Annotated in this window: 15 protein-coding genes; 3 read left to right on the forward strand and 12 right to left on the reverse strand. The window is 48.7% G+C overall.

Going from position 1 to position 16452, the window contains the following annotated elements; genetic code table 11:
• The first annotated feature begins 109 nt into the window (after positions 1 to 109).
• Positions 110 to 2080, forward strand: coding sequence for an ABC-F family ATP-binding cassette domain-containing protein (locus tag LLG96_07260; GenBank protein MCE5250002.1), 1971 nt, complete (start codon positions 110 to 112; stop codon positions 2078 to 2080).
• A gap of 267 nt (positions 2081 to 2347) precedes the next feature.
• On the opposite strand, the gene LLG96_07265 is transcribed toward LLG96_07260, so the two are convergent.
• The 7 genes from LLG96_07265 to LLG96_07295 all read right to left on the reverse strand — a co-directional run bounded on the left by LLG96_07265 (position 2348) and on the right by LLG96_07295 (position 7841).
• The gene (locus tag LLG96_07265) at positions 2348 to 2791 is read right to left on the reverse strand and encodes a GNAT family N-acetyltransferase (GenBank protein ID MCE5250003.1); all 444 of its coding nucleotides are present in this window, start codon (positions 2789 to 2791) and stop codon (positions 2348 to 2350) included.
• A gap of 204 nt (positions 2792 to 2995) precedes the next feature.
• On the reverse strand, positions 2996 to 3706 hold the full coding sequence (locus LLG96_07270) for a sulfite exporter TauE/SafE family protein (GenBank protein MCE5250004.1): 711 nt from the start codon (positions 3704 to 3706) through the stop codon (positions 2996 to 2998).
• A 60-nt stretch (positions 3707 to 3766) separates the two neighbouring features.
• Positions 3767 to 4717, reverse strand: a complete 951-nt coding sequence (locus LLG96_07275) for a hypothetical protein (protein MCE5250005.1) — start codon at positions 4715 to 4717, stop codon at positions 3767 to 3769.
• Between the two features lie 2 nt (positions 4718 to 4719).
• Entirely contained in the window at positions 4720 to 5844 is a 1125-nt protein-coding gene (locus LLG96_07280) for an aminotransferase class I/II-fold pyridoxal phosphate-dependent enzyme (protein MCE5250006.1), read from the reverse strand.
• On the reverse strand, positions 5841 to 6953 hold the full coding sequence (locus LLG96_07285) for a hypothetical protein (GenBank protein MCE5250007.1): 1113 nt from the start codon (positions 6951 to 6953) through the stop codon (positions 5841 to 5843). The genes LLG96_07280 and LLG96_07285 overlap by 4 nt, the downstream gene beginning before the upstream one ends.
• Positions 6954 to 7037: 84 nt before the next feature.
• Positions 7038 to 7550 (reverse strand): adenine phosphoribosyltransferase, encoded by a 513-nt coding sequence (locus LLG96_07290; protein MCE5250008.1) that lies wholly within the window; start codon positions 7548 to 7550, stop codon positions 7038 to 7040.
• A 12-nt stretch (positions 7551 to 7562) separates the two neighbouring features.
• Positions 7563 to 7841: an acylphosphatase gene (locus LLG96_07295; GenBank protein MCE5250009.1), complete on the reverse strand. Its 279-nt coding sequence runs from the start codon at positions 7839 to 7841 to the stop codon at positions 7563 to 7565.
• A 415-nt stretch (positions 7842 to 8256) separates the two neighbouring features.
• On the opposite strand from LLG96_07295, the gene LLG96_07300 reads away from it, so the two are divergent.
• Positions 8257 to 9378, forward strand: coding sequence for a hypothetical protein (locus LLG96_07300; GenBank protein MCE5250010.1), 1122 nt, complete (start codon positions 8257 to 8259; stop codon positions 9376 to 9378).
• 122 nt (positions 9379 to 9500) lie between these two features.
• Complete coding sequence (locus LLG96_07305; protein MCE5250011.1) at positions 9501 to 10181, forward strand: TonB family protein; 681 nt, start codon at positions 9501 to 9503, stop codon at positions 10179 to 10181.
• Positions 10182 to 10307: 126 nt separating this feature from the next.
• Here LLG96_07305 and LLG96_07310 read toward each other — a convergent pair whose 3' ends face one another.
• From LLG96_07310 to LLG96_07330, 5 genes are all read right to left on the reverse strand, one after another.
• The gene (locus tag LLG96_07310; protein MCE5250012.1) at positions 10308 to 11024 is read right to left on the reverse strand and encodes an ABC transporter ATP-binding protein; all 717 of its coding nucleotides are present in this window, start codon (positions 11022 to 11024) and stop codon (positions 10308 to 10310) included.
• Between the two features lie 200 nt (positions 11025 to 11224).
• The gene (locus LLG96_07315) at positions 11225 to 12475 is read right to left on the reverse strand and encodes an ABC transporter permease (GenBank protein ID MCE5250013.1); all 1251 of its coding nucleotides are present in this window, start codon (positions 12473 to 12475) and stop codon (positions 11225 to 11227) included.
• 300 nt (positions 12476 to 12775) lie between these two features.
• The gene (locus LLG96_07320; protein MCE5250014.1) at positions 12776 to 14005 is read right to left on the reverse strand and encodes an ABC transporter permease; all 1230 of its coding nucleotides are present in this window, start codon (positions 14003 to 14005) and stop codon (positions 12776 to 12778) included.
• A gap of 122 nt (positions 14006 to 14127) precedes the next feature.
• Complete coding sequence (locus tag LLG96_07325; protein MCE5250015.1) at positions 14128 to 15414, reverse strand: efflux RND transporter periplasmic adaptor subunit; 1287 nt, start codon at positions 15412 to 15414, stop codon at positions 14128 to 14130.
• Positions 15415 to 15432: 18 nt separating this feature from the next.
• The coding region (locus tag LLG96_07330) for a TolC family protein (protein ID MCE5250016.1) at positions 15433 to 16452 on the reverse strand (1020 nt) is incomplete at its 5' end.

Below are 16452 nucleotides of genomic sequence, written 5' to 3' on the forward strand. Positions count from 1 at the left end.
TACGTTCGATATATTTTATCAATTACATGAGGTTAAAGCCTGCATTATCTTCAGGTTATACCGGATCGACCTTTTATTGTCAATGCAATGATGAGATAATATAACCAATATGCTGACCGTTTCAAATATATCAAAGTCATTCGGAACCAGAATTCTTTTTTCCGGGTTGTCTTTTACTCTCTATGCCGGTGACCGGTATGGTGTTATCGGGCCGAACGGGTCGGGTAAAACAACTCTGCTCGATATGATATCCGGTAATGCGGAATATGATACCGGCTCGATACATCTTCAAAAAGGTGCGACAATCGGCTATCTGGAGCAGAACGTTTCCTTTGATTCCGGTCACGGGCTGCTCGGCGAGGTCATGAGCGCCCGGACCAGCGCCCAGAAACTCGAGCACAAGCGAAAACTGATCCTTGACGAACTCGCTGAAACAACCGACCGTGAAGATCAGGCGCACCTTATGCGGGAGCTTGGTGAAATTGAGGCTCATTATGAGCATTCCGGGGGATATACCCTCGAATACGAAGCCAAGATTATCCTCGCCGGCCTCGGATTCAAGGATGTCGATTTCTCTCGCACCATGTCGGAATTCAGCGGCGGATGGCGCATGCGCACGGGTCTTGCAAAGCTTCTTCTCAGCGAGCCTGACATTCTGCTCCTCGATGAGCCGACAAACCATCTCGACCTCGATGCTGTCATATGGCTCGAAAATTATCTCAGGGACTATGCCGGCGCAGTTCTTATCATCAGCCACGATCGACGGTTTCTCAACCGTACGGTTACAAAGATAATCGCCATGGAACCCGGTTCCGCCCGGCTTTATCAGGGCGATTATGATGCATACCGGCAGATGAGGGACAAGGAGATGGAAATTATCGAGGCCACCATTAAAAACCAGGAACGTTTTATCGAAAGCGAGCAGCGCTTCATCGATCGTTTCCGGGCAAAAAATACCAAGTCCACGCAGGTTCAGAGCAGAATCAAACGTCTTGAAAAAATGGAACGCATATCCGCTCCACGGACCGAACGAACTGTCCGGTTGTTTATCCCGCCGTCCCCGCGAAGCGGAAAAGCGGTGCTCAGTCTTGCCGGGCTTTCGTTCGGGTATGATGATACGAAACAGGTTTACCGGAACCTCGATCTTACCTTTGTCCGCGGAGACAAGGTTGCGCTTGTCGGACCGAACGGCGCCGGGAAAACAACACTCCTCAAGCTGCTTGCGGGAACCTTGAAGCAAAACGAAGGAACACGTACACTCGGTCACAATGTCCAGGTGGTCTACTATGCCCAGTATCAGACCGAGCAGCTTATGCAGGATAATACTGTTCTTGCGGAAATGAGACGGGCATCAGTCGATGAGAATGATGAGCGTCTCCGTACCATGCTCGGCTCGTTTCTGTTCAGAGGCGACGATGTGGCGAAAAAGGTTTCGGTTCTCTCTGGAGGCGAAAAGGCACGGCTGGCGCTGGCCAAACTGTTTCTCAGGCCAGCGAATCTCATCCTCATGGATGAACCCACGAACCACCTCGACATACCTTCACGCGATGTACTCGTGGATGCTCTCCAGTCGTATGACGGCACTCTCTGTTTTGTTACCCACGATCGCGATCTCATCGATAGAACCGCAAATAAAATCGTTGAGATTGTAGATGGCACAGTGACCGTCTATCTCGGGAACTACAATGAGTACTGTTATAAAAAAGAGCAGGAAACCGGCCGTGATGCAGAAATTTCTCCCGTTTCGGATACTCCTTCCCGGCCGACTGAAAAAATACTTGAAAAAGACCGTAAACGCCGCGAGGGAGAGCTCCGCAACGAGCTGCACCGTAAAACGAAGCATCTCAAACAGCGAATAGGGGAAATCGAAAAGGAAATTCGCTCAATTGAAAACCGTATCAGGCAAATTGAGTCGGTGCTTGCCGACCCGCTACAGTGTAATGACCGCGTGAAATTCAACGAAACGCTCAACGAGTATGAAGTCCTGAAAAACCGGAAAGGATCGCTCGATGACGAGTGGCTCGATCTGTCGATGAAGATCGATGCAATAAAAGACGAAATGCTCGGAGAGACAACCTGAACGATTGTTTTAAACCAACGCACAACAGTATCCTGATTGCACCCCACTTAATGACTTCGCCGTTTTGATCGATAGAATTCCTCGACGCTTACGTCGTGGTAAAAAGCCACCTTCCGTCACTTTGTGACACCTTTCCCCGTATCGGGGGCAGGTAACTACCGGCGTCGCGGTGACTTCCTTTGCCCCCTTTAGGGGGAAAGGGATTGAGGGTTAGGGGGCCTTATCAGATAACTCGCAACTATCTACGGGTAGTTCATTCGGCCTTTATTATTTCTCCTTCAGCGTTTTTTTCATGAAATAGCGCTTGTGTCCATTCGGATAATCCTCGAGCATTCCGAATACTTCGTATCCGAGGCGCTCGTAAAAGGGCCGGGCCTGGAAACTGAATGTATCGAGATACGCATACTCACAGCCCTTTTTCCGGGCTTCCTCTTCAGCCCTGCGCATGAGCCGTGAACCGATACCCTGGTGACGGAGAGAGTCGTGTACCCATAATAAGTCGATAAACATCCAGTTCCACGCAATATCGGCTATGAGAGCGGCGTTGATGCCGCCATTATTATCACGGTTGAAGACACCGAGTTTAGTAAAATTTCTCGGGCCGGCCTGAGCATCCGTGGAAGTTCTGAGCGCCTGGGAAACCAATGCGATGTCTCCCGGGTCCGGGTTGAATTCACATGAAATTTTCAAATCCTCTGGTGTATTTGACATTCATTTACCTTTAAATAATATGATATGTGTGATCGTTTCACTCGTTGATAATAAGATAATGATACCGAATCATATTAAAAATTAAAAATGTACGGTAATTAAAAAGATATTCCACGAATTCAGGGTAAAGCCCCCCCCAAAATACAGCCGGAAGATATATCATTTATGGAAAAAAGGTTGATGTTGTTTTTCATCGTCTGTCGTCTAATGTAACCACACTCTGCCGGCCTGAATAAGGAAGTATTCCCCGGCAGCGATCAGTAAGAATCCCATGATCTTCCTGACCCTGACCATCCATATCCCCGACTTTGGAAGTGCGGTGACGAGTCCTGCGAACGTGCCTACAAGGAGAAGGAGCACATTCATACCCATGGCAAATGTAAAGAGGAGGGTCGCGCCGAACAGGACATTCTGCTTCGTTGCCACATATGTCATGAGTACACCGAGCATCGGCGTCGTGCAGGGAGCCATGATAAGACCTGTCGCCATTCCCATCATAAATGCTCCCGGGATGCCGCGCTTGTTCGTACCTACCTGACTCTGTGAAAAAAACCGGGGCAGAGGCAGCGTGAAAACATCGAGCATCGACAACCCGAACAACAGGATGATATTCGCCACAACAAGCAATGTAACGGGGTGAGTGCTGACTTTTCCGAAAAAACTTCCGGTAAGCGAAGCGACGATTCCCAGCCCTGCATACGTCAGGGCGAGGCCGAGAACATATGCTGACGAGATGATAAATGCATGGAGCCGCCCGTTCTTTTCCTGCCCGCCGACAACCCCGATTGTAATCGGAATCATGGGATAAACACACGGGGTAAAGCTTGTGAGAACACCGGCGGAAAATACGGTAACATAGGATAAGAACCACGAACCATCGAGAAAACTCCGGGCGTTCTCAAACATTCCGTTCATGGTGTACTCCAATGTAATATCCCGTTAAAAGAATCACATATATCTGTGTAATTTTTAATGTCACCAGCTCCGGATCCGTTCCATGATTTTTTCAATGAGAGCTTTAAAAGATATGCTGGTTTCGGCAGCCTGTCTGACAAAAATCCCCGATACGGGCGACAAACCGGGCAGAGCGTTGACTTCCAGAAGGTACGGTTTCCCATCCGGGCAGGTTCTGAAGTCCATCCGCGCATAGTCACGGCATCCGAGGATATCCCATATGGTACGCGCCATGATTTCCATTTCATGGAGCATGCTTCCGGGTGTCTGAGGCGTGAAATCGAGGCGGTCGGTATCGCGGCGTTTGTATTCGAAGCTGAAAAAGGGTATGCTATCCTCATGTCCGAGGAGAACTTCGCATATGGGTAAAATCTCAGGTGGATTATTCCCCAGTAGTCCCACGCAGTAATCCCGTCCGTCGAGATACGGCTCCACAAGCGCCGGTTGGCCGTATTCTGTGTTGATTACCCCGACCCTCAGAACAAGCGACTCCATGTCTATGACGAGCGATTCACGTGAAATCCCACGGCTCGAACCATCCATGAGCGGCTTGACAAAGACGGGGAATCCGAACGGCGGCGGTTCGACAGGAGGATCGTTATAAACGATAAAGTCTGTTGTCCGAATTCCTGCGTCACGGGCAAGGCGTTTGGTCAATGCCTTGTCCATCGTAAGACCGAGCGTTGTTCCGTCCGAACCGGTGTACGGTATTCCGAGCATCTCGCACATGACCGGGACATACGATTCACGGTCGCGTCCACCATATCCTTCCGCTATATTGAACACGATATCTGGAGTTTCCGCGAGAATCCGCGCGGGGAAATGCCTGTCGCAGGGCAGGAGAACAACATCTCCCGACCGTCTGAGGACTTCACGGATGGCCTCGATGGTCTCGGGTGTCTCGTACTCGGCATGGGCATCCGTGCCTTTTGTCGAGGAGTCCTTGATATTGTATGAAAATCCGATTTTCATCATCATGATTCCTGACCGATACAGAAATCGTGGATACGGCTGAGCGCTTCACGGAACAGGGCAGGGTCCTGCCCGAGATTGATCCGCACATGGTTCTCAGCCTCGAAAGAACTTCCCGGGAGCACAAAAACGCCATATCGCCCTATAAGCCGTTGAACAAAATCATCGCTTGAAACAGGGTATTCAAACCGCGGAAACGCAACGATCCCCCCTTCCGGCATCACGAGCGAAAGACCGGGTGTCCGCATAGTCATATTGCTCAACAGGGATGCATTTTCCCGAAGCACATGAAGCGCCGGATTAATGAATGCACTTGCATGCTCGAGCGCGAGAGCCGCACAGTAATCGCTCAGCGGTGAAAGGGTATGAGTGAGGTAGTCACGGAAATCACGAATCCTGCCGATAAGCGATTCAGGGGCGATGATCCAGCCAATTCTGAGGCCGTTCACCCCGAAACACTTGGTGATCGAGCCTGTCGCCACCACGTTTTCTTCGGGGCGCGCAAGCGTTCTCAACGGCCATCCGCCCTCGAAGGGCAGGAAGCGGTAGTGTTCATCGGAAAGGACTGTGGCGCCGTGGATTGCCGCTTTCCTGATGATGGATTCCGCTGTGTCGCAGGGAATGATGACACCCGATGGATTGTGAGGACTGTTGATGACCACTACACCGGTTGTATCGTCGATAAGGCCGCACACCTCATCGGGATCGGGCCGGAAGCCGTTTTCGTCGTCGAGGCGATAGAACCGTACATCGGCGCCAAGCGCGCGGGGGACGTCATAGAGCGCCTGAAACGAAGGCCGCGGCGCCACGACCGATGAACGGCCGTCCATGAGAAGGTTGAAGAGGATAAACAGCGCCTCGCTCGTTCCCGTCGTAGCCGTGATGTTCCCGAATTCGACATCGTCATCATTCACGCAGGTGGAGAGTATCGCGTGACGGAGGCGTTCGGTCCCGCGTGTATCATGATCCTTGAGGATAAGGGAAGCGAGCGAATCCGGGGACTCTCCGCACCGTTCGAGCAGTTCACCCACCCGTATGTCGGGCATTCCGCTCTCGCCGAGGTTATAGGGGCATGAATCCTTGTTGGAGGCGAGCCAGTCCTCCATGAAGTATCGCCTGATGTTCATGGAGCCACTCTGTCGGCAAGTATATCCAGTGTCTCCATAACGCGGGATGCAAGCGGGCGTTCGTCCGTTTCATCGAGACGTTCTCTCCATGCCGGGATACACGTACACCAGTCATATTCCAGCGATTGTCTGTCCCTGAAGATATTATACCTGTTCAGCAGACCATCCAGAAGACTGTTCGTGCATGAGGGGCATCCTTCCGGAATCATGGCGGGCCGGGGCATATGGAGGAACGGACTCACATAGGGCCTGATTTCAGGAACCACCGCCCGTAAAACCTCATAGAGCGTATAGAGCGAAGGAAGCCTGAACAGTCCCTCCCGGCAGAGCAGTTCTACAAGGGTATACCGCTGGAGCGTTACCGGCTCGATATGGATTTCATCGGCTCCCATCTCGTGAGCGAACCGCAGCGATTGAATGGTATCGTCGAGCGCTTCACGTTCGGTGAGAAAAGGGAGTCCCGAGAGAACATAAAGCTGGACTCCCGCGAGTCCTTTCACCATGCGGACTGCAACCCTGATTTCCTCCGCAGTACACCCCTTGTTGACACAGAGCTCCCGTTTCAGGTCATCGGCAGTCTCAAGCCCCATCGCTATGAAGAGTCTACGGTCCGGCCCGAGTATATCGAGCAGTTCACCGATGACCGCACGGTCGGCATAACAGGCTCTTGTTTCGAGCACGACTTTTTTTATGGCCGGAAGTCTTCGGATATCCATGAATATGCGTTTGAGCGCATCGAATCCGATTTCATCGGGATTGAGCATCGAACCCGAGTTGTAAATTGAAAGAACGGAAATGTCACCGGGATCATACCGGGATATCTCTGTACGGAATTGCGAGACGAATTCGTCTGCGGACGGCAGCGCTCCGCGTGTCGTTCCGGCATAATGACCGCACATGGTACATCCGCCGCCGGCTTTCACCCAGGAACATCCGGGGGCGCGCAGTGTTATGACGAGACGGCGGACCGGGAGGCCGTCTATGTACCCGGTTCTGATATCGGATGATGCGGCGACGTCCCGCGGGAAAACCATGCCCGGTGTGGACGACCGGATCGATCGAAGTATACCGCGAAGCGCTTCAAGAGATTCATGTACAGAATTATTCATATGATCGGAATACTCCAGACAGGAGTGCGAGCCTGAACCGGGAATACATAGTCAGGGGAATTGCACGAGCAGTGAGCATCTCAGTCAGTAGGTAACCAGGGATATGACATCGTAACCCGCCAGCTTGTCCCTGCCGTTCAGAAAGGTGAGCTCAACGACAAAAGCGATTTTTACAACCTCGGCTCCGACCTTTTCAATAAGACTCGCGGCGGCTTTCATGGTTCCGCCCGTTGCAAGAAGATCATCGAGCAGGAGGACACGATCCCCTTTGGCAAGGGCGTCGGCGTGCATTTCAATGGAGTCGGTTCCATATTCAAGTTCGTAACTTTCATGTATTGTTGCGGCAGGCAGTTTACCGGGCTTCCTGATGGGAATAAATCCCACACCGAGTTCTTTCGCCACTGCTCCGCCAAAAATAAATCCCCGCGCTTCGATTCCAACCACTGCGTTGATATCTGAACCGTGAACCGACCGGACCAGAAGCTTTACTGTTTCGGCAAAGGCCTGTGGATTTTTGAGAAGTGTGGTTATATCGATGAAATTGATTCCGGGTTTCGGGAAATCTGGAACTTCACGGAGACTGCTTTTCAGATTCATTATCACTCCATTTCAGAATACGATGCTGAAATTATTGTATGTATATTTGGGTTCCACCCATTCCGAGTCAATTTCTGAAACACGGCCGAATGTAGGGCCATCTTCCACTTCCGTGATAAACACCTGCAGTTGCTCTTCCTCGCCTTCGGCATGGATTTCGACTGTGCCGTCCGGAAGGTTTTTTACCCATCCCTTTACACCATAAGGAACAGCACGTTCCCTTACGAAAAATCTGAATCCAACTCCCTGAACTCTTCCGTGGGCTATCATTCGTATAGCTTTAAACGTCATACCAATACCTCATCTATGTCAAAGGATTTGATAAATGTGGTTTCTTCCCGGTTTTGACATCGGTAGCGGCTATAATGGAATCCGTATTGATAATCGATGATACATTTCCATTCCGTATATTCATTTCACTATAGCCGTCAATTTCCGAGCACACAATTCATACTAAAAACATCTCCAAGAGGCAAGATATTTTTATTGATATTTTTTGGATATGTCCCCTTCGATACAGATAAACTCAGACAGCATATGGAAGTTCGATAACATAAAAAACACTTCGTCGTGTAAGCGTCGTTGTATTACTCCTTTTATGATGAATAATTACGTATTATATTATCGAACATTGATCTTATCGGAACCATTGTATACTGCGGACGTTAAAATTTATTGAAAGGCCTGACCTGATATGAAGAAAAGCATGAACATATATGTTGTGGCGTGCAGTATGGCTTACATTATTTGTATGTCATCATGGGTTCATGCAGCCGAAACAAGCAGAGCCGATTCCCTTGAAAAGGCAAAAAAGCATTTCAGTTTCGCTGTTCAATACAAGAACAACGGCGATAATGAGGAAGCTTTAAAAAATTACGAGTTATCAATCGCTTATAATGACACGGTATTCCAGGTTCATTATTCGTTCGCCGATCTTCTCATGAAAATGGACAAACCCGATTATGCTAAACGGGAATTTCTCAATTCATTGAAACTCAATCCCGAACACTTCAATTCTGCCGCAATGCTCTCAAGAATCTATTATGAGGCCGCTGTTTACGATTCGGCGCTCATAATGTACGAAACCATGTATCGTCTGAAACCTGATGATCGTTCGATTCTTTCAAGTATAGCAAGCATCAGATATTATCTGGGGGAGAAAAAGGATGCTCTGGACGCATATATGATGCTCATTGAAAAGGGCGATGATTCATACGACACATTGATGCGGGCATCCGCGATTGCGGCCTCGCTCGAAGATATCAAGCTTGCACGGGACCTCGCCGCCCGTGCGGCGGAAAAACGTCCCGGAGATATCAGCGCCCTGAAAGCAGCGTCTCAGGCAAGCCTGCAGCTCGATGACAAACAATCGGCCGAAGTCTATCTCCGTCAGCTTGCTCTATCCGATTCCACCGATATGCAAGCCCTTACTCAGCTTCAGGAGCTATACCGGGCAAGCGGCAACACCGGACAACTCGTGTGGGTTCTTACGGAACAGCACCGACGGTCTCCCAAGGATGTCGACCTCATCGGGAAACTTGCCGAGCTTCTCATGCGGGAAGGGAAGACAGACGAAAGCCTTGCCCTGATCCGGGATGGTATCAGGATGGCGCCCTCGGACGGGAAACTTCGCATTCTTTTAGGCGACTATTACCAGAAACAGGGTGAAAAGGAAAAAGCCCTCGATGAATTCAGGATAGCGTTAAAGGATGAAACATGGCATTCGAGCGCCCAGCAGTTCATTTGGCATCTTGAAAAGCCGGAGACAGAGGATGAAAAAGCAGAACGGGAATTTTTCAACCGGGGCGCTTCTGAAAAATCACCGTAATGAGTTTTTTTAAAACAGTACATTCGGGGAATATAATAATTACATAAAAATGAGCGAATTGTGCGGGCATTGAACAGCTTGCCTTAATTCAATCTGTGCTTTTCCTGAAGCCTTTACATGACATGAATACATCGACAGTCGGTTTTAAAGTACCATATGCGGATTTACACAAGAAATCCCCTCGAATTTATTTTCTGAGCCTTGCGGTATCTTGTATCGTCACGTTTGTTCTTCTTACAGTGCCGTTTCCGGAACATAAGGTCTCGGAGGAGAGAATCGATACACCCCCTGTGATCGTTCTCATCAAGGACATACCTAAAACCCGCCATACCGTGAGCAGCCCTGCGCCGTCCAAACCGTTCGTTACTTCGGGTATGCCGATGGAAGCGGATGAAATACTGCCTGACAACGTCACCATAGAGGATACGAAACTCAATCTGGATTCCTATCCCGATGGTCCTCCGGTCAAATTCGTTCCTATTTCAGGAGCGGATGAAGAAGAAAAAAATGTGAAACACTTTCCTGTTCTGGAGTTACCGGTAAGAATCGCGGATGTCAAGCCTGAGTACCCGATCGATCCGTTCACCGGTCAGCCTGTCAGGGAGGAGGGCTCGGTTCTTGTAGAAGTGCTTGTAACAAAGGAAGGAATTGTTGATTCGGTCAAAGTGATAAGCGGTCCCGGTATTTTTCACAAATCCGCCATCGAAGCCGCAAAAGCGACAAAATTCATTCCCGCAAAAAAAGACGACAAACCAATGGAATACTGGGTGATAATACCCTATCGTTTTAAGATCGAAGAATGAGAATTTATCAGCGGATTTACATGATCACTGCATATGGAAACGGTTCACCTGAAAAGTGAACCGTCCTTTCAAAAGAATATCTCCGTCGTATATCGTAATACCTTCGATCCCGATGCCAAACAGACCTTATTTTCGCCCGTTACCGTTGGCCCGTCTTACCGCGTTTTCGGTCATTTTATCGGAATTGACATTACCGTCAAGAATATGCACGATACGGTTGGCGTGTTCGGCGATATACTGCTCGTGTGTGACGAGAATGATGGTATTACCTTTCTCATGGAGTTTTTCGAATATTTCCATGATTTCCTCGCCTGTCTTCGAATCCAGATTCCCTGTGGGTTCATCGGCAAGGATGATGGAAGGATTATTTACGAGCGCCCGCGCAATAGCTACACGCTGACGCTGACCTCCCGAAAGCTCGTTTGGTTTGTGGTGCATACGTTCGCCTAGGCCGACAGCTCCCATGGCCGCAATCGCCATGTCGCGGCGTTGTTTTCTCGATACACCCGAATAGATAAGGGGGAGCTCGGTATTGTGAAGAGAGTCCGAACGGGAGAGTAAATTGAAGTTCTGGAATACAAAGCCTATCTCCCTGTTTCTGACCTCGGCAAGCTCGTCATCGGTCATTTCCGATACCGCTTTGCCATTAAGGATGTATGAACCCTCGGAAGGAGTATCGAGACAGCCGAGTATATTCATGAGCGTTGATTTACCTGAGCCGGACGGGCCCATTATTGCAACATATTCATTTTTTTCAATCGTCATACTCACACCCCTGAGGGCATGTACTGTCTCTTCGCCGATTTCATATTTTTTGGTGATGTTCTGCATTTCAATAAGCATTAGTTCCTCTTTGGTTTATTTATTCCAGGCTGCGTTAAAAGTACAGTCGCCTGTACAATGTATATTTTTGATTTCCGTATGAGACTCATTCATCCCAATAAATCGTCAAACACTTCCATGATAAAAGCTGATCTGTGAATTCTACTGGCAGTAACGTGAATCCTTAATATAATACAATTTTAAGGTCATAAGGTGACATTTCATTCATACCGCAGTGCTTCCACCGGATCGAGCCGTGATGCTCTCCATGCCGGGTAAACCCCGAACGTAAGACCGACAAACAGTGAAAATCCAACGGCAATCATCATTAGTTTCGGTGAAATGACACTGAGAAATGTCATGTGGGTGATGCTTGAAATATAGAGTGAGATCACCTTTCCGAAAAGCAGGCCAAGACCGATTCCCAGCATTCCGCCGAAAAGACAGAGCACCACCGCTTCAACGATAAACTGGTGAAGAATATTCGACCGTGTCGCTCCGAGAGCCTTTCTGATGCCGATTTCACGGGTTCTTTCGGTTACCGAGACAAGCATGATATTCATGATACCGATACCGCCTACCAGCAGGGAAATCCCCGCGATTCCTCCAGCCACCGCTTTCATGATCATAAGAACCCTGTTTATCTCCTCCATGGCGGCATCTCCGGTCCTGATATTGAATTCATCGCCGTGCTCATGAATTCTTTTATATACCCGTCTCATGGTATCGGCAATTTCAGAAACATCCTCGGGCCGCTTGACCTTCACGGTAATAAAATCGATGTGGTCATCACCGAATATCCTGCGCTGAGCGGTTGTCATGGGGATCATAACCCGGTTGTCGTAATCGTTATCGAAAAATTCCTTTTTTTCCATCACTCCGACAACGGTATAGCGTGCATTTCCAATTGCGACCTCTTTTTCGACAGGGTCAACATAATCACCAAAGAGATCCTTGACAATCTGATCCCCGAGCACACAGACCTTGGTGCTGTTTATCATATCGACCGTGTTGAGAAATCTGCCCGATGCAATCTTCCAGTTTTCGGATTTCGGAAAGTCGATTGACGTGGCGATAATAGTGCCGAATGTGGATGCAGCGCGATAGTTCATATTCGATTCCGAGCCACCCACATTAATACCCCATCTGGTAGGAATAATATATTCGATCTTGTCGGTTTCTGCCTGTATCGCTTTAACATCCTGATTAGTCATGAATTCTTCCCAGTTACGACGGACCCAAACACCGCTTGCATTCCTGTACCATCTGTCCGGCGCCCATGACCATATCATGCTGTAACCACCCATCTGGCTGAATTCACCGGTAATGGCGTACTGGAGACCCTCGCCAATGGATACGATACCGGTTACCGAGCCGACAGCGATGAGTATGCCGAGGAGGCTGAGGATACTCCGCAGCTTGTTTGATCTGAGTTGTGAAAAACCGACCACAATTGGTTCGAAAATTGTCATTGATAGTCCTGTCTGCTGATTATGGTTTTACACTTATGAATTCCATTTTAGTTGCACCCGATATGCAAAACACTTTCTTTAAAAGTTTTGTGATAATGTCGGTAAGTGTGGATATAAGCTGTCAAGGGTCGGCACGAAGTGCCGATTTACATGCACTTGACAGAACCGAAACAATACATTTCACTATCGGGCTCGTGAAAAATATACTTTTTCACAGCCCTCTTCAGGTACCTTGCAGATGGAGTATTCAGCATCCTATTCAATAAAACCCAATGTCCCCGATTTCTCCGGTTCCGTCGTTTATTCGTGACTGAGCGCCTTGATCGGGTCCATTTTTGAGGCGCGGTATGCGGGATACACGCCAAAAAAGAGACCGATGACAGCCGAATAAATAACTGCGAACATCATGAGTCCCGGTGACACGATACTTTCGAAGGGTACCGGTGTCACCGACATTATGTATTTCGACAGCCCTTTACCGAGTGCGATCCCGAACAGTATGCCGAGACCGCCGCCGAAGAGGCACAGTACAACAGCCTCGAGAATGAACTGGAATAGTATCGTCCGCCGTTTTGCTCCGAGAGCTTTACGGATGCCGATTTCCCTCGTTCGCTCAGTGACCGAGACAAGCATGATGTTCATGATCCCGATCCCGCCGACCAGCAGCGATATGGCGGCGATTCCTCCTGCGACCGCCTTGAGGATGAATACGACACGGTTGAACTGCTCGATCTGGCTTTCACCCGTACTCACTTCAAAATCATCTGCATGGATATGGTTATGGCGCATGACATAACGGAGCTGCTGAGCGACCTCTTCGACATTTTCAGGTTTATCGGTATAGACAAACAGCCTGTTTATCCTTTCATTACCGAATATCCGTTTCTGAGCTGTTGTGTACGGGATAATCATATGCCGTTCGTTTGTCCCCCCGAAAAACTTGAACTGCTTCAACACGCCGATAACCATATATCGGTCACCGCTGATTTTCAGTTCTTTCCCTATCGGGTTTCCCGAGCCGTAGAGATCCTTCGCCAGCTCGGAACCGAGAACCGCCACCTTCGAGGCGCTTATCACATCGGCCTCCGAAATGTACCGGCCTTTGTCGATTTCCCAGTTCTCGATTTTATAATGATGCTCGTTCGAGCCTCTTATACGGGCAGATGACGTTGCATTATGATACCGGACATCTCTGTCCATATAGATAATCGGAACGACATATTCCACATGGGGTGATGCCTGGCGTAATGATTCGATATCACGGTTTTCCAGGTATTCCTCCCAGTTGCGCTGCACCCAGCGCCCTTTCTGGTTACGGTACCATTGATTGGGGGAACGGACCTGGATGTTGTTCGGGCCGCCGGATTTCTGGAACTGCTCTGTGACAACCCTACGGAGTCCGTCGCCGAGCGATATGATTCCGGTGACGCTTCCCACACTGATGAGGATACCGAGAATGGAGAGCATTGCGCGGAGTTTATGAGCCCGAAGCTGGTTTATTCCGAGGGCTATTGTCTCAAGAATTATCATTGATATTTATACCTTTATATCTGTAAACAGTGGGATTTTTGCTCTTGATATGATTACACTGAACTTTTACAGAATACTGTTTATTGACGGTTCATAATTACTGATAGTTTATTTATGATTTTTTATTTTTTCTTTTCTTTTTTCTTCTTTTCCGCATCGGCTTTCTTTTTTGCCTCGAGGTCCTTGAAGAATTTTTCCGCATCGAGTGCAACAACCGTTGTGGTGTCGTAATCCGCGATTACCTGGACACGGTTTTCCGATTTGATGCCGATCTCAATTTCTTTTTCATCGAAATCCTTAAATGGGTCCTTCTTATCTTTTTTAAACATCGCAAATCTTTTTTTCTTAGCAACCTTTGTGGAATCCTGTTTTGTTTTCAGATATATGATATTTTTCAGGGTCAGGTTTCCTTCTTCCTTTGTACCATCTTTTTTCTCATACACCGATTCGAGTGGAAGGAAGGGGACGCTGTCAACCTTGGCGATGATGACATCGACATCGCAGCTCATTCCCGGTTTTAACCGTGGGTCTTTGTCGATAATTTCGATCTCGGTATTGAACGATATAACATTTCGACCCTGCTGAAGCTTGCCCACCGGCGATATATGCCGTATTTTTCCGGCAAACGATGTGTCGGGGTACGCATCGAGCATGATATCCACAGGAGCCTCGACAAAAACCTTGCCGATGTCAACCTCGCTTATGTTGGCCCTGATTATCATCGTCGAGGGATCGCCTATCTGAAACAGATTCGTTCCGGAGAGCATCGAGCTGATACCTGATGTCACGAGCACGCCTTCCTCTATATACCGCTGGGTAATCACACCGGCGAGAGGCGCCCGGACCTTGGATGTAACAATTCTTTCCTCGGTACCCGAACCGGTTGTTTCGATTTCCCGTTCCATGATTTCCAGCTCGAGTTTCGAAAGACTATAAGCGTTTTGAGCGATACGGACTGCATTTTCGGCATCTTCCACCTGTTTATCACTCACCATGGAGGTTTTTGCAAGCTCTTTCGTACGTTCCAGCTCCTTCCGTGAACGATCGAGTTCGATTTTTGTCCGGTCAACAGCCGAGCGTTTCTGGAACAGGAGGAGCGTCTGATTCGGGTCGGGATCGATCACGCAGAGAATCTGTCCCTCATGAACCCAGTCGCCTTCCCTTACATTGATCGTGGTAACAGTGCCGGCGATTTTTGACTTGACCTCAACCGTCCGGAGAAGTTCGATATTTCCTGTTTCGGTAATTTTTTCAACCACCTTGCCGATCTGGACCTTGGACGTTTTTATTTCCTGCACCTTGTTGCCGCGCGCTACTGATCTGCCGACAAGCAAGATAATAATGATTACAACGACTAATCCTGCGATTATTTTTATGAGCCGTTTCTTCCTTTTTTTCTGAACCGCCATAGTTCCTCCCCGAAAAGATCAGTTTGCGTTTGGTATGATATTTACATTATGATCCGAAAGTAGTGTTCCCTTGGACCGCTGGTATTCAAGGATCGAGATGGTATAATCCATAAGAGCTTTCTGATACTGATACCGTGTGGTTGCCAGCTCTTTCTGATACTGGAGTACAAGGTAGCTTGTCGAAAGCTGATTACGGAAGCGTTCTTCTTCCTTCTTCAGTTTCATCTCGTTCACTTCGACGGTAAGAGCGGCGACATCCAGTTTTTCGCGATTCATCTGGACATTTCTAATACTGGTTCTGATTTCGGTGAGCATCTGGTTTTCAAGTTCATCGAGCCTTAATTGTGACCGTCTCAGGTCAATCTGCCGTTTTTCCAGAGCCGCTTTCGTATTACGGTTCTTAAACGGATAGCTCAGTGTCAACCCGATATCCCACCCATACTTCTGGGCGTCGCTCAGATCGCTCAGGTCCTTGCTTACAGTCGTACCGGAGCTGTTTATCTGATATGAAGCATTGAGTTTCAAGTCGGGGAGTGAAGAATTTTTTGCGACATCGCGCTGCAGCTCATTCTGTTTTATCGTTGTAAGCGCAATCAGGTAATCCGGACGGTATTTACGGGCATCATCTATCGCCTGACGGTCATCGAGCTCGATTGTGGGGATATCGAGCTTGTCGGTCGGGATAATACGCATCGTTCCGTTATCACCGGCGGTGAGGTTTAGAATCCTCTTCAGATCGTCCTCTATCTCGCGTATTCTGTTTCTCTGATCGAGTATCTCCTGTTCCCGTGAGAGAAGAGCGCTCCGTGCCTCGAGGACATCGGATTCAGTGAGAACTCCCAGTTCGAGACCTTTCCGGTTGTATGCAAGAAGACTGTCAGCCTGGCTCCGTGAAAGCTCGAGGGCATACAGGGATTCACGGGCGTTTACGAGACCCCAGTAAGCATTGAGAACGTTTGAAATGAGCGTTACGGCGTTATTCTCAATATCATATTTTGTCGATTCACCCTGGAGCTGGGCGGTGTAAATGCCCGAATA

Source organism: bacterium (assembly GCA_021372535.1).
Classification (GTDB): domain Bacteria; phylum Latescibacterota; class Latescibacteria; order Latescibacterales; family Latescibacteraceae; genus JAFGMP01.

Excerpts from the sequence above, each read along its gene's own strand:
- LLG96_07260 (MCE5250002.1), top strand. The coding sequence starts at position 110 with ATGCTGACCGTTTCAAATATATCAAAGTCATTCGGAACCAGAATTCTT.
- LLG96_07265 (MCE5250003.1), bottom strand. The coding sequence starts at position 2,791 with ATGTCAAATACACCAGAGGATTTGAAAATTTCATGTGAATTCAACCCG.
- LLG96_07270 (MCE5250004.1), bottom strand. The coding sequence starts at position 3,706 with ATGAACGGAATGTTTGAGAACGCCCGGAGTTTTCTCGATGGTTCGTGG.
- LLG96_07275 (MCE5250005.1), bottom strand. The coding sequence starts at position 4,717 with ATGAAAATCGGATTTTCATACAATATCAAGGACTCCTCGACAAAAGGC.
- LLG96_07280 (MCE5250006.1), bottom strand. The coding sequence starts at position 5,844 with ATGAACATCAGGCGATACTTCATGGAGGACTGGCTCGCCTCCAACAAG.
- LLG96_07285 (MCE5250007.1), bottom strand. The coding sequence starts at position 6,953 with ATGAATAATTCTGTACATGAATCTCTTGAAGCGCTTCGCGGTATACTT.
- LLG96_07290 (MCE5250008.1), bottom strand. The coding sequence starts at position 7,550 with ATGAATCTGAAAAGCAGTCTCCGTGAAGTTCCAGATTTCCCGAAACCC.
- LLG96_07295 (MCE5250009.1), bottom strand. The coding sequence starts at position 7,841 with ATGACGTTTAAAGCTATACGAATGATAGCCCACGGAAGAGTTCAGGGA.
- LLG96_07300 (MCE5250010.1), top strand. The coding sequence starts at position 8,257 with ATGAACATATATGTTGTGGCGTGCAGTATGGCTTACATTATTTGTATG.
- LLG96_07305 (MCE5250011.1), top strand. The coding sequence starts at position 9,501 with ATGAATACATCGACAGTCGGTTTTAAAGTACCATATGCGGATTTACAC.
- LLG96_07310 (MCE5250012.1), bottom strand. The coding sequence starts at position 11,024 with ATGCTTATTGAAATGCAGAACATCACCAAAAAATATGAAATCGGCGAA.
- LLG96_07315 (MCE5250013.1), bottom strand. The coding sequence starts at position 12,475 with ATGACAATTTTCGAACCAATTGTGGTCGGTTTTTCACAACTCAGATCA.
- LLG96_07320 (MCE5250014.1), bottom strand. The coding sequence starts at position 14,005 with ATGATAATTCTTGAGACAATAGCCCTCGGAATAAACCAGCTTCGGGCT.
- LLG96_07325 (MCE5250015.1), bottom strand. The coding sequence starts at position 15,414 with ATGGCGGTTCAGAAAAAAAGGAAGAAACGGCTCATAAAAATAATCGCA.